15 protein-coding genes are annotated in these 12,933 nt (G+C 58.1%); 4 read left to right on the plus strand and 11 right to left on the minus strand.

The window, feature by feature from the left end; all coding sequences use genetic code 11:
• Window positions 1–24: 24 nt before the first annotated feature.
• From AC1HFW_RS31865 to AC1HFW_RS31885, 5 genes are all read right to left on the minus strand, one after another.
• Window positions 25–852, minus strand: a complete 828-nt coding sequence (locus tag AC1HFW_RS31865; protein WP_479286690.1) for a hypothetical protein — start codon at window positions 850–852, stop codon at window positions 25–27.
• Window positions 824–1,795, minus strand: coding sequence for a hypothetical protein (locus AC1HFW_RS31870; RefSeq protein WP_479286691.1), 972 nt, complete (start codon window positions 1,793–1,795; stop codon window positions 824–826). Before AC1HFW_RS31870 ends, AC1HFW_RS31865 begins: the two co-directional genes overlap by 29 nt.
• 2 nt (window positions 1,796–1,797) lie before the next feature.
• Complete coding sequence (locus tag AC1HFW_RS31875; protein WP_479286692.1) at window positions 1,798–2,778, minus strand: hypothetical protein; 981 nt, start codon at window positions 2,776–2,778, stop codon at window positions 1,798–1,800.
• Window positions 2,779–2,921: 143 nt separating this feature from the next.
• Entirely contained in the window at window positions 2,922–4,229 is a 1,308-nt protein-coding gene (locus AC1HFW_RS31880) for a Y-family DNA polymerase (protein ID WP_479286693.1), read from the minus strand.
• The gene (locus AC1HFW_RS31885) at window positions 4,193–4,633 is read right to left on the minus strand and encodes a LexA family protein (protein WP_479286695.1); all 441 of its coding nucleotides are present in this window, start codon (window positions 4,631–4,633) and stop codon (window positions 4,193–4,195) included. Before AC1HFW_RS31885 ends, AC1HFW_RS31880 begins: the two co-directional genes overlap by 37 nt.
• Before the next feature lie 202 nt (window positions 4,634–4,835).
• Between AC1HFW_RS31885 and AC1HFW_RS31890 the strand changes: the two genes are divergently transcribed.
• The gene (locus tag AC1HFW_RS31890; RefSeq protein WP_479286697.1) at window positions 4,836–5,876 is read left to right on the plus strand and encodes a hypothetical protein; all 1,041 of its coding nucleotides are present in this window, start codon (window positions 4,836–4,838) and stop codon (window positions 5,874–5,876) included.
• Window positions 5,877–5,878: 2 nt separating this feature from the next.
• Here AC1HFW_RS31890 and AC1HFW_RS31895 read toward each other — a convergent pair whose 3' ends face one another.
• The 3 genes from AC1HFW_RS31895 to AC1HFW_RS31905 form a co-directional block, all read right to left on the minus strand.
• Entirely contained in the window at window positions 5,879–6,490 is a 612-nt protein-coding gene (locus tag AC1HFW_RS31895; RefSeq protein WP_479286698.1) for a DUF6012 family protein, read from the minus strand.
• Window positions 6,491–6,547: 57 nt separating this feature from the next.
• The gene (locus AC1HFW_RS31900; protein ID WP_479286700.1) at window positions 6,548–7,108 is read right to left on the minus strand and encodes a hypothetical protein; all 561 of its coding nucleotides are present in this window, start codon (window positions 7,106–7,108) and stop codon (window positions 6,548–6,550) included.
• A gap of 118 nt (window positions 7,109–7,226) precedes the next feature.
• Entirely contained in the window at window positions 7,227–8,234 is a 1,008-nt protein-coding gene (locus tag AC1HFW_RS31905) for a DNA-binding protein (protein ID WP_479286702.1), read from the minus strand.
• A 286-nt stretch (window positions 8,235–8,520) separates the two neighbouring features.
• On the opposite strand from AC1HFW_RS31905, the gene AC1HFW_RS31910 reads away from it, so the two are divergent.
• Complete coding sequence (locus AC1HFW_RS31910) at window positions 8,521–9,651, plus strand: site-specific integrase (protein ID WP_479286703.1); 1,131 nt, start codon at window positions 8,521–8,523, stop codon at window positions 9,649–9,651.
• Window positions 9,652–9,758: 107 nt separating this feature from the next.
• Complete coding sequence (locus AC1HFW_RS31915) at window positions 9,759–10,244, plus strand: hypothetical protein (protein WP_479286705.1); 486 nt, start codon at window positions 9,759–9,761, stop codon at window positions 10,242–10,244.
• Between the two features lie 28 nt (window positions 10,245–10,272).
• Here the strand turns inward: AC1HFW_RS31915 and AC1HFW_RS31920 are convergent, their stop codons facing one another.
• Entirely contained in the window at window positions 10,273–10,920 is a 648-nt protein-coding gene (locus AC1HFW_RS31920; protein WP_479286706.1) for a hypothetical protein, read from the minus strand.
• 327 nt (window positions 10,921–11,247) lie between these two features.
• Here AC1HFW_RS31920 and AC1HFW_RS31925 point away from each other — a divergent pair, with 327 nt between their 5' ends.
• Window positions 11,248–11,820, plus strand: coding sequence for a hypothetical protein (locus AC1HFW_RS31925; RefSeq protein ID WP_479286707.1), 573 nt, complete (start codon window positions 11,248–11,250; stop codon window positions 11,818–11,820).
• A gap of 72 nt (window positions 11,821–11,892) precedes the next feature.
• Here the strand turns inward: AC1HFW_RS31925 and AC1HFW_RS31930 are convergent, their stop codons facing one another.
• Window positions 11,893–12,567, minus strand: coding sequence for a hypothetical protein (locus tag AC1HFW_RS31930; RefSeq protein WP_479286708.1), 675 nt, complete (start codon window positions 12,565–12,567; stop codon window positions 11,893–11,895).
• Between the two features lie 16 nt (window positions 12,568–12,583).
• Window positions 12,584–12,892, minus strand: coding sequence for a hypothetical protein (locus AC1HFW_RS31935; RefSeq protein ID WP_479286709.1), 309 nt, complete (start codon window positions 12,890–12,892; stop codon window positions 12,584–12,586).
• Window positions 12,893–12,933: the final 41 nt, after the last annotated feature.

Raw genomic sequence — 12,933 nt, forward strand, 5'->3', positions numbered from 1 at the left:
CATCGAGGCCGGGCCCGCGCCTAGCTACATAAGGGCTCTTTCCAGTCCAGGTTGGTGGCGCAGATCGATTCGTATGCGATCAAAGGAATAGCCAGGTTCCGTCTCGTTCACACCAAGATTCCTCGCCTCCGCGCTGTCACAGCGCAACGGCGGAACCAATGTCTTGCCTTGCGCGGAAATTCGGAAAAATAGCCTTTCGCCCCGTCCGAAGTATCGGGGGTCGAATTCGGCCGCCACAGAGTCGAAAGCGAGCATTGGCCCCGCTGTTTGGACCGCCATGACATCGTGCGTAGAGATCAGGTCTCGTGCTCGATAGTCCCCTGAGAAGAACTCAACGGTCAGATGGTGACGCGCCAAGGCAGGGGGAAGGGCCCGCGGGATTCTCAGCTTGCGCAGCATCAAACTGTCCTTGCGTCCGAACACCTTCGGATCGGCCGGCTCGAATCCGAGTACTCTCCAAAACGCCTGGGAATCCCAGGACGCGTCCACCACGAGCAGGGGATTCGATATCGACATAGCTTGTCCAATAGCCCATTCGGCAAAAAATCGGCCAATTCCTCGTTCTCGGTACCTGCTCTCGACTTCAAGCAATGAGTGTTCGCAGTGCAGGGTTCCGAGCATGTACGCCACAGGGCCAGGCTCGCCAGGTAGTTCATAGACGTGTAGCCGTCGACTATCCTTGTCCCGCTCTATCCACTTCCAGTTCATCCAAAACGTGTGCTCGTCAGCTGCCTTCTGTCGCTCAATCCAGCGCTTTATGAAGGGGAGGTCGGAATCGACGTAGGGACGAATTGTGCCTTCCATAGTGACGGGTTGCCTTTCCCTATAGGCCCAGGAGACGATCAACGGCATGCGCGATGGTGGTGGTGCCACCCGATGGCATTTGCCCCTGATGCTTGGCTTTTGAGAGGTCGCGGCGTGCTTCTCTCAATTCCTTTTCCAAACGATCGGCTCGGTTGCGAACACCCGCCGTGGCCAAGCGCTCCTTTTCAAAATCCATCTTCATTCTCTTCAGTTGCCTCTCGCCTCCCTGTGCGCTCTGCAGCTGCTTTTCAAGATCCTCCATCACTTCTGCTGAACGCTGCCTGGTCATCATCAGCACGCCGGCCGTGGTCGCGGCCTCGTGCGCTTCAACGTCAGCGAACGTGCGCATCTGGCGTGCCATGAATATTGCGAGATCGTCGACCATCACGCGGATGTCGAACGGACAATCAGACGTGAACCCGGAGAACTCCGCAGCAAACCTACCAGCGGCTTCCTGGAAGAAGTCGTGCTCATGCCGCCAATCGAGCCGTAGCGATGAGTGTGTTGATTGATCCTTTTCAAACGTACTCCACCTCGCGCCAATCTCTGAATTGATGCAGGTCGCCAGATTTCCATCATGGTCACAGAGCACGTGTATCAGCAGGTCTGGCTTGTCCTCGAGCGCAGGCACTGGAACCAGCAGGCACGAAACCGCCCATGATTCGCCTGACCGTAGCTTGGCCATTGCAACGAGTTCTGGCCGTACATCTTCTGGTGTAGAAAATCCCAGCACGGCGGCCCCAGCCCGTATGTCAGTCGTTGTAGGCCTCGATGTCGTTTCACCGCTGGCAGACACGCGTACAAACCGGCGGGGGTAAACGCTGTAGTCACCAAGTACGCTCATTACCTCGAGAAAGGACGGGGCGCATTCCAGCATCATCCCACGAATGATCTCGAGCTCTGGGTGAGCTTCAAAGAACTCGGTCACGTGTTCTTTGGTGAAAGCTTCGGAACGTCGGCTGCGCGAGCTCTTTCGTTGCTTCTTCTTCATGGCTAGCTCAAGCTGTTAGCAAGGTGGGCGGGCATAGAGCCGACAATGGCCCGTTGCGATGTGGCATCCCAGAAGAAGTACATCCGGAAGCAGTATCGTTCGTCGCGGCCACCGCCCTTCAACAGATGTAGCCCCATGAACTGTTTGCGGCCGGCCCACGTCACAAAATAGGCATCACCTTGTTCACCAGCAATGCTCAGTGCGACAGACCCCTCTAGGCGCAGGCCCGTTGGCAGCAAGATGTCATTGAACTCGGCCTGGTTGATACGACCGGTGCGCAGTTGACGGTATGGCCCTGCCAGAACTTCAAGTGCGGTGAAAATGAGAGAAGGGTCTTCATAGAGGGACTTTTTCGCGCCGGCGCGCGCGCGAGGCAACACAACGATGAACTCCTCGTGCTCGACACACCACTGGCTCAATGCATTTAGCGTCCATTCGATCTCGGGTGCTGCGGTCGGCGATGACGCTTCCCGTTCTTGTAGCTTGTGCGAGCGTAGTTGCGCTTTCACCTGGCGCAACTCGTCCCCTTGGTCCGTCAGTAACTGCTGCAAATACGCCACTTCGGAGCGGGCGCGTTGTTCAACGGCATTGTCTTCGCGGACGACCGCCCCATCGCTAGCCAAAAGACACGCGAGCGCGGTGAACGAGGGGAGGGCGTTAGCTTCGCGCAATGATGGAACCGCTTGCTGGAGAGGGGCTGGTACCTGGGGATCGTTCGCTAGAACCGATATGCCTAGTCGGGGGCGTTCACGGCTGGGGGAGATGAGAAATGCCTCCATCACCGTGGCCTGGTCATGCAGCCGAGCAGCGAAGAAGCCATTAGGGAGATCTGCGGCGGTTGATAGGGCACCGCACGGTGACGGCAATTCTGAGATGCCGGCACGGACTTCCTCCGCAGGCACCCCGATCGCGTTCAGGATCGCGTCGTAAGCGACCTCAAAGTCTTTGCGGTCCACCTCGGCCATGCAGCGCAACCATCTCATGGATGTTCCTCTCTGTAACAGGAAGGCGAGTATGCCACGCGAGCAACTCGCGCATCAAAACATTGACTGTCGAGCGCTGCTCGCCGGTTCCGACGTTGCGACAATCAGTCAGCGCCGCTGTTTGAGGCGGCGCCGGCCGGTTCCTAGCGCCAGATCTCGACTAACTGAGCCCAGTCAGTTGTGTAGGCAGGCGTCATTCTTTCTTGCCTCATGCGCCAGGGCGATTCAAGTGCGGATACGGCCTGGCCAGCGACCAACGTTCCTCGCCCGTATCGGGTGTTGACCTGGTCGATTACCTGCATCAACCTAGCGCGGTTAGCGGCGGGCAATTCGATCTCACTGGTGAACAGAGACCCTTGTGAATCGACAGTATTGCTCGAGATGATACTGAGCGCGCACACCCCCGCCTTGGAGTACGCGAAATCAGGCTTGTAGATCAGCTGCAGGCCTTTTAAAGCTGCGGCAATCAGCGTATTGGTATCGTGGGTCGGAGATAGCCGAACGATAGTGCTGCCTGTTCGCTGGGGGCCTTGTCGAAACGGGGACGTGCGAATGAACACCTGCAGGGCATCAGTGAACGAGGATTGAGCGCGCAGTTTCTCTGCGGCGCGCGTGACGAATGTGGCGATCGCCTCCCGCAGATCTGACTCTGCATGGACCGGCCGGCCGAACGATCGGCTACACATGATTTGCTGCTTGTCTGCGGGTACGTCGTCCCAGGGTATGCACGCCTCTCCAGCCAGCTCTCGCGCGGTTCGGGCCAGTACCACGGAGAACTCGGCGCGGATCTGGGCCAGGTCGGCTACGGCCAGGTCGGCGGCCGTGTGTATATCCAGTGATCGCAGCCGCGGCGCTAAGCGTCGACCCACACCCCATACGTCGTCGATCGGAACATGGCGCAACGCGCGCAGACGCGACACATCGTCCAGCTTCGCCAGATCGCACACCCCCTGCAGTCTCGGGATCTTCTTGGCCAGATGATTCGCCAACTTGGCGAGCGTCTTGGTCGGGCCAATCCCGACACATGTCGGGATGCCGATCCATTGGCGCACACGGTCTCGGATGGCGGTGCCAATCTCGCGGCCTGAGCCAGGTACGCCCGTCAAATCGAGAAAGGATTCGTCGATCGAGTAGATTTCCTGCGCCGGCGCGAACTGACCGACAACGTTCATCATGCGGTCGCTGAGGTCGCCATAGAGGCTGAAGTTGGCTGAGAGGGCAATCAAACCTTGGTCCACCAGGTGGCGAATCTTGAACCACGGGTCGCCCATCGCGATGCCGAGCGCCTTTGCCTCTGCTGTGCGTGCGATCGCGCAGCCGTCATTGTTCGACAGCACGATCAATGGCCGCCCCTCGAGGCTGGGGCGCATGACCCGCTCACACGAGCAGTAGAACGAATTGCCGTCAACGAGAGCTATGCGGCGCCCGGAAGATGGCATTTGATCGTCCATGTGACTACTCCCCACACAACCAGCTCCTGCCCATCGCGCAGCTCGATGTTCGGAAACGTCGGATTCGCCGCATCCAGGCGCACGCGGCGGCCGCGGCGATACAGGCGCTTGATGGTGTACTCACCGTCGACCACGGCGACGACGATCTGTCCATGCGCCGGCGTGACTGACCTGTCGACCACGGCGTAATCCCCATCGTCGATACCAGCCTCACTCATGGACGGCCCCCGCACGCGCATAAAGAATGTGGCGTCGGGCTGGCGCATCAGTAACTCGTTCAGATCTAGCCTCTGCTCGGCATGGTCCTCCGCCGGGCTGGGAAATCCGCACTGGACCGTTCCCGATATAGCGCGTACTGGGATGGGGCCGGGGAGGGCGCGCACTGGGGCGTTCATGGCATCCATACTGGATATAAAACCAGTATTGTACTAGGTGTGATTGGCATGCTGGTACCGGGCGCCGCCCGGTGCCTGCAGCTCCGAAGCGCTGGCGCGAATCTGCTCAGCCGGCGCATGGATCGCAGTCAAGACCCCGTGCTCGCCGATCTTGTGGGCGGGTATCGAAGCCAGTTATGCTTGCGCGCTTAGCGGACCTGGGGATGAACTCGTGAGTTTGGCACATCTACAAAGACGGAAATTGCTTCACGAATGGAGCGATGCGCTGTTGGGTCTGACCTCATCGAAGGCTAAAACTAGTCTGGCATCGGAAGCGTTTTTGTTGGCTTGTGCGCATACTTTCAAGCAGGTACGCAACTCGGATCTTCCATGGGCCGTCGGCGAAGAAGGAATCACAGCGAGCATGATGGCCATGCTCTTCGTGAATCTTCGCTGGACGTCAGGGATAAACCCCCCAAAGAAGGGTACGGCGGTTGAATGGCGCCAGTACGACAAGAATGGTCATGGTGCGCATTCCGAATCTAAGTCGGGTGCTGATTTTGCTATTCTGATTCAGAGCCCGAATGCCTCTATGCTCCGCTTGGGAGTCTTTCAGGCCAAAAGAGCGAGTAAGCCTGCGACCAAGACCGGATGGACATTCAACCGCGGTCAGGCCATCTCGGAGACGTTTGAACCGTTGAATTCGAAAGGGGAAGAAAAAAGGGTTCAGTTCACTGATTTGGTCGGAAGCTGTCTTCGACTGCACGAAGCGCTCCGTCCAACTGACGCGCCTGCGAAAGTTAAAGATGATCTCGATTGGGTTCAGTATTTGGGATATCTGCCTACTGACCATGGCTATCGCGTGCTGCGCCACGAAATATCGCAAATGAGCAACCGATACGACGCCCTTATGCGAGCCATCATTGAAATCGTGATCAATCCGACTTGTGCTCGTACGTCAATTTCCGACGTGGAGCACGTTAAATTTTGTCGCGATTGGTTCGAGCATCTGTCGGTTGGTTGGACTATGCCTGAGGCATCTCGCACTGGGGAACGAACGAAAGGGCTTCAGTGGCTTGAGATTGAGCCTTCCGGCATGAGACATCTGCATATGCTGCCTACAGCGTTCCCATTAATGAGCGTTTATGTTCTTGCCGGGGGGGATTCAATGAAGAAAATCTTTGATTACTTGGCAGGTCCACCGCCCAAGCGTTCGTTCTCAGGTTCCCCTGATCCATCCAGCGGTGATAGGAAGCCTAGTCGAGACTTTTGAAATTAGGTCAGTTGGAGCGCGGTCTCCAACGCCGGAGTTCGAATCGAACTCCACGCCTTTCCGAGGACATCAATCCTGTCCCGCTCCACGGTATGCATGACGAAGGTCTCCCTGCGCCGAGTGAGCCATCCTGACGCATCGACAGTGTCTTCGCACTTGCCATGGCGATCGCTTGAGCGCAGGTCCATCAGGGGCTGCGTGGACACGGGCGGCCCATAGTTTGCCTGTTTCGGCCAGCGGTCCAGGAACTCGCGTCCCGCGTGACCGCTCCGGTACCATAGAACCATGCTTTCGGTTGCCGCGTCGTGGTCCTGGTCTAGCAGGATGTGTTGAACTTCATGCGTCAGAACTTGGTCACCGTTCACCGCCCAACGGGTGACTGTTGTGAACTCCTGTACATAGTCAGGGGTCTCGATCAGAAGGCCGTCAACCGCTCGTCGGCCGACGCGACGGCGGGCTACGAGATATGTCTTGTTCGGATAGGGGCGCCCGACGGTGAGATCTGCTCCTTCACGAAGAACGAGGTCGAGCTCCGCGCAGCGGAAGTCGATCAACGAGCAGTGGGCGCCGGGGTCTCGGGCGAGCATAATTCTGGGAATGACATGGAGTAGCATAGGGCGGCCTGAAGATGAGGCTTAGCGTGAGTTGATCCGGTGATGGACAAATGTGGCTTAAGCGCCCGCGGCCGGCGGCGAAATTACGGACGTTGGTCCGCCGATTTCAGGGCCTGGAATGCCAGCTGCGGTGAATCCGTCTCGACCTATCACCTGGCCGCGCCATAAGGTGTGATATCGACGGGGACCGGTCTCGAAGGTGCTGTAGCTATCGTTGACACCAAACTCCTGGCGGTTGTTGAGGACCAGCATGATCTGACGACAGACTTGCCGGAATCCGCGCTCGTGCAGCATATCCTGCGGCTCGAACAGGATCTCGCATCCAGGTCGGAGAACGAAGTGCCCTGTGGCGAAGATGTGTGTATGCTGCCGGCGGCCGAATGAGATCAACCAAATCGCACCGAAACTGTAGTTGCCCTTGCCGGGCTCGCGAGTGATTTCTGCGGACGCCGTGCCAACGTGGTTTGGTATTCCGCTTGGTCCATTGAAGTGCCCGATCTGGTAGGACTCACCTACACGTAGTTTCCGAATTTGCGCGAGTGCCCACATCGGGATGCGCAAGGACCTCATCCACTTATGGCCATCAATGATCGTCGTGCCGTTTTCTTGTTGGCGCATAGCATTTCCTTTCACAGTAGGAAAGCAGGTTATCAACCCGATCTATGCGAACTCAAGCCAAAACGGGCCTGTTTTACGCCCCCGGATGGTGAGCTTTAATGAGTTCAGGGCATACGAATCATGACTGTGGTTCAGCCCCTTCTTCGACGTTCGCGCCATGCTTTTCAAGCGCTCTCTCCAGTGCAGCCATGAGTGCTGTAATCTGTTCATCTTTGCGTGCAAGCTGAGATCGCGCGTCGTTCAACAACTCACGGGTTTCCTGTTCTCGATTGACCAGATGCGATTGAGCGTCGGACTGCTCCTTCCGCAACGACTCCAGTTCAAGCTCATGGCTTCTCGCACTTGCTTGGAGTTGCAGGTTCAGCGCGCGAATTTCGCTTTGAGCAGCGACGAGGGCTGCGTTTCGTTCGGCGAGTTCTTTCTGGGCTGCCTGATGTTGTTTGGCCGTCAATCGAACGCATTCGTCCAGCTTCTGACGATGCTCATCGATTTCCTTGAGCATCTTGCGCTCGTGAGCGACGTGACGAGCCGTCGCATCATCCATTTCTCCCTTGTGGCGCTCGAGTGCGGTTTGAAGCGCAACGACGGCTTCATCGGCTCTAGCACGAGCGCTACGTTCTTGGGAGATCGCTTCTTCAAGGGAGCGATCACGTGCGGCGAGTTGCTGCTCGGCCGCGCGCAAACGACCCTCTGCCTGAGCAGCTTGCCGCGTTGCGTCCGCGATGGCTGCCTGAAGATCAGCTTCTCGCGCTGATAGTCGATCTTGTGCGGAGAGAAGGGCGCGTTCGCGCTCTTCCAGCTCGGCGGAGCGTTCGTCGATGGCTACCTGCAACCTCGAGTACTCGCTTGCCGTTGCGGCGCGGGCCGCATCCATGGCATGCACCCAAAGGGCCTCCATGGTCGTGACGACGTCTTGGGGGATGGTTCCGGCAGATACCGCGTCAGGCCCGAGATGAGATAGGCGCTTTGACAAGCCGCTGAACCAATTCTTCAGCATCGGTCCGACGGTGTTCGGAGAGCCGCTGCCGATATGTTGGCGAATCTTCTCGACCGTGGGCTGCTCGCCATCGCGCAGCAGACGATCCGCTGCTTCCCAAACCTGTTGTTCCGTGATCCCACGTGCCATGTTTATGTCCCATTGAATGTGGCGTTGGCGCCGGCGGCCGCAATCTTGCCGCAGTGAGCCTTTCTAAAAGGCTGGCGACGTTTGGCGAGCAACGCTCAGTTGAGCAAGCGAACGCCCGGTTGAACCTCATTTGCACCTTCAAAACCAGGGATTTTTTGGGCGCCCTCTTTTGCTGTATATTAGATGCGATAATTGAAGATTATCCAATGTAATGCGCTTTATTCGTATGAAATAGTACAGCATACGTAATACAACACACAGTAAGTCGTTCATGCAGGTGGATCACATGTCGAAGAAACCGAACGTTGGACTACAACCTTTCGTCGTGGACGCCGAGTCCGGCAGCGTGGCCAAACGATCAGAGCCACTGGCGGCAACGCTCACCGCGCACCTCAACAGTCTGCCCGACGGCGGCGACGCGCTTCGGGAGCTGATTGCTGAAGGAAGCTCGGCCAACACGCGAGCTTCCTACAAGGCGGCGTACGCCTATTGGCACGCATGGCACCTTGCTAGGATCGGCACTCCATTCTCAGTGCCCCTGGCAGACCCGGTGCCCACTGTCCTGCTGTTCCTGGCGGATCATCTGGCGCAACAGGACGGCAAAGGAACATTGCCCGAGGATGTTGATGAGGCACTCGTTAAGGCGAAGGTAAAAGCAAAGTTGGGCCCATACGCGTTAGCTACGGTGCGGCACCGGCTTGCAGTCCTCTCGGAGGCGCATGAGGCCCTGAAGGTGGACAACCCCTGCCGGCACCGGAGTGTCGTGACGGTTCTGGATAAGACCAAAAAGGCGTTCGCCCGCCGCGGGGTGAAGGCTGCGAAAAAAGATGCGCTTACCCGCGAGCCCCTCGAGCAGCTTCTTGCGACCTGCGGCGACGATCTGATCGGAATTCGTGATCGAGCGATGCTGATGTTCGCTTTTGCCTCTGGGGGACGTCGGCGATCGGAGGTCGTGAGCGCCATGAGGGAAAACCTTAGGCCGGTCTCCGGCGGTTACGTTTACACCCTCTCCCACTCTAAGACAAATCAGACGGGCGCTGAGCGCGCAGATAGTGCCAAACCGGTGCTCGGTAGCGCGGCGGAAGCTATGGACGCCTGGCTTGCAATTTCGCGGGTTACAGAGGGCCCACTCTTCCGGCGGATTTTCAAGGGTGGGCGCATCGGCGGTAAGTTGAATCCCGAAGCATTGCGCGTGATTGTGAAAGCTCGTGCCGAGCTGGCCGGCCTCGGCGATAATTTCGCGGCACACAGCCTGCGCTCGGGCTTCGTGACCGAAGCCGGGGAACAGCAGATGCCTCTAGCCGAGGTGATGGCGCTTTCCGGTCACGCCGCGGTTAGCAGCGTTATCGGCTATCACCGCGCCGGCGAGGTCGTTAAATCGAAGGCCGGCCGGCTTCTCGATAACGAGAAGTCTTAATACACGAGCAAGCACCCGGAGGCGCTATGACTCTAGATCACCTAATGCGGGCCGTACGCCACGCTGCGGCCGCGGGAGGGCCAGGCCCCCTTTCACTAGGCGAAGCCTTGGCGGCAGCGCTCGTTCTGAACCGAGTCGACTGGTTGACGGACCTGGGGTACACGATCGCGCAAGCGTTGGATCGCATCGACGAGGGCGACGCGGATCTTTTGCCCCGAGCGGAGAAACTGTGGCGGGCAGAGGAAAATGCGCACGCCGAAGTGGCGTACATAGCCGGGCGAGCAAACATGGTCGCGGATCTTTTGGGCGGCGGTTCGAGTGAGGCATCTGGTGAACCGCTTCACCTGGCATCGCAGCTGGTGACGTATGGCGAGGCGCCGGGGTACCGGGATGCGAGTCTGGTCTTCGACGTATCTGTCGTTGGCCGCGGAATGTCCTCTCGGGCCTATCGAATCGACTTGCGAGTGCGGGCCCAAGATGCAGAGCCCATCGTCTCCCACTTACTGAACGTTCATAGATCGGCGTGGCGGATCGATCGGCGCCCGCTCGATGCCGACGATGATGAAAAGCGGCCGAGCTGGATCGACCGATAACACTAGGCTTCTCCCTGCCCTGCCCTGCTTACGCGGCCGCGTGCTTGCACTGCCAGGCTTCCCATTCCGGCCGATCTTGTTCGGAAATAGGAAATCCCAGTTGAAGCAGCCGACGCTGCAGCGCAGCTCCCTCCCCGTGTTCAAACATCTCGTGCGTCCAACCTGGCGGGTGTAGGTGGAAGGACGGGAGGTATGGGAGGTCGATGTTCTTCGCTGCGCCTCCAAGCACGTGGCTACGAATCCAGCCGTAGAAGTTGCGCGGGGATTGGAAAAGATCCTCGGGAAACTGCCCTGCTGCCTCGCCCGATATTTGATCGACCAGGTGGTCGCCGAGCAGCCCTTCTTGGCCGGCAGCGAGGACCACGGATGTAGGGATTCCCGGCTCCGGTAGAGAGAGGGGGAACGTTTGAAGCAGATGCCGGGCGTGTTGCATGTCCAGCAGTGCCCGGGAATCGAAATCGAGAACGATGAGGCCATAGTGATATGGCGCAAAGCGGACACCCCCTTTGGGTTCATCCGAGTGGATATCCGGGTAGACGTCCAAGATCTGCTGCAGTGCTGCGGGGTCTCCAGCGTAGAGTGCTGGGTTGAAGAATCTCGAGAGCGCACCCGTATATGACATGTGCGTTTGCACGGCGCCGGCGCGCCTCACTGCGATGTTGACATAGCCGCCCACTTTAGACCCCTATTGTCTAAGAGAGGCCTTCCCCTCTTTGATCCAGGATAGGGATAGCGGCGCATGAAGCCAAGGGGAAATCGGCTGAAAGCCGGCCGAAGGACTTGTCGAGCAAATTGACTCAGTTTCGCTCAATCTGCGGCGCGCTTCGAGCGATCGACCAGCGAGCGGCACAGGGAAACCGCTTGATACCCGTCCGCCTCATCAGCGGGTTTACACCGGCAACAGCGAACAACCAGCGCCGAAAATGCTGCGTAATGTATGAAATTCAATCCGAGTGAAAAGGTATCATGCTGGCCTGACATTTTAAATTTCAGGAGTTTCCGAATGCCGAGAAAGATTGAGCCGTTTTCCAGTGACGTGCTCCCGCACTATGACGGCAAGTACCGCGTTTTCGACAAGGCTGAGGACCTGTCGGCCTCGTCCGAGCCGGTGTACCGCCAGTACACGAAGGCCAACGGCTGGGCGACTGGAAAACCTGCTTTGGGTTGGATTGGCGTGTCCCATGGGCTGAGCCGCGAGGAAATCGACCGTCTTCAGGACCAGCTGGTGCAATGGAATCCGAACGCTGTGGTGGAGCCTGAGAATTACGCACGCAAGGCAGTGAAGCTCTTCCGTAGAGCGGCTCAAAGCCGGGCTCGTACGGGTTCCAAGTTGGCTGCGCAGCGAGCGTCTCTCTACTTTCAAGTTGCGATGTCGCTGAGTGCGATCGCTAAACGCGCAAACGCTTGGCCGGATGATTTCCCTACCGCCGTCGATATGCAAGCTCAGCAGGAAGGGGTTCAATTGCTTGGGCCGACTGCTATAACGGGAGTCGAGCGAGCAGTGAAGAGCCTTTTGGAAGGTAACGGCAACGAGCTCTTTTCGGGCTACGTCAATCGCGTTACGAAGCAAAAGTGAGACAGCGAAGCGGTCGCAACGCAGAGGTAATTTGCGTTCGATGCAGGGAACCACCAGCATGGCTGCCTGGCTTTAGGCTCCGACCGCTTCTGCTTGCGACGAATACGGAATTAGTCGGCCGTACCCTAAGAGCATGTCGAGCTCAGGGTCATCTTTGTGAAACGTCAACGCTTTGGCGATATCGTTCGTCCACACCGGCGTGTAGCCGACAAAGCCGTTCATATCCTCCAAATAGACGCGCAGTGTATCTGCGGGCGCATCGCTCCATTCGGCGGATTTCAACCACTCAAGTATTTCACAGGCGGCTAATCCGCCGCTTTCGGCCATGCGGTATAGAGCTCCGCTTAATCGAGCCACGTATTCAGTTAGACCGTTGTCGCACATCTCAAGTGCCTCGGGCAAGCCGAACTGCTCCAAGCAGTATTCATAGTCCTCATTGCGCACTGGCGGGCCACAGTGTTCCACTCGAACGTAGTCCACCTCTTCGCATAAAACTGTGCTCATGAGGTACTTGTATTTCGGCCCGTACAGCCAATGACTGCGCCAATTGACTGGTAGCCTGAGCGCCTTGCTCGGGTCAGTCGTCAGACTGAAAGTGTCCGGTAAGCCGACGTCGGAATTATCGATAACCCGCCAATAGATGTGTCCGAGCCGCGGATGCGAGGCGCAGACGTGAACGCCGCCTTGAAGGTTGCGTTCTAGCACAAATTGTGCCGGGTCCGTGGAAATTTCGGTTGTCATTTCCATGCCGAGTTCGACCTCGTCAGCCGGCAGGCCGCTGCGCGCGCGGCGCCTGGGTCAGATCGTCATTCATGCTGGCCAAGAACGGCTGCTCGAGATCCCGCAGGCGCTTGACCGCATAGCGGTTGCGCGGATCGTCCTGGCTGTAGCGGGCCTCGACCATATCAGCGAACTGCCCGAATGTGAGGGATTCGTTGCGCTGCACGTTGAAGCCGTAGGCGCTCAAAAAGTACGCCAGGTCCGTTTTGTCCAGCGAGGGGATGTTGTTCACCAGATCGCCGTAGTTGGACCGAAGATTGTTCAGGGCGTCGCGATAGACGGTAGGTACCATGGGGGTATCGAGAGGCATCATTGATCCTGTGTTGGGTCAGC

The organism is Achromobacter sp. ISS7 (assembly GCF_056523125.1).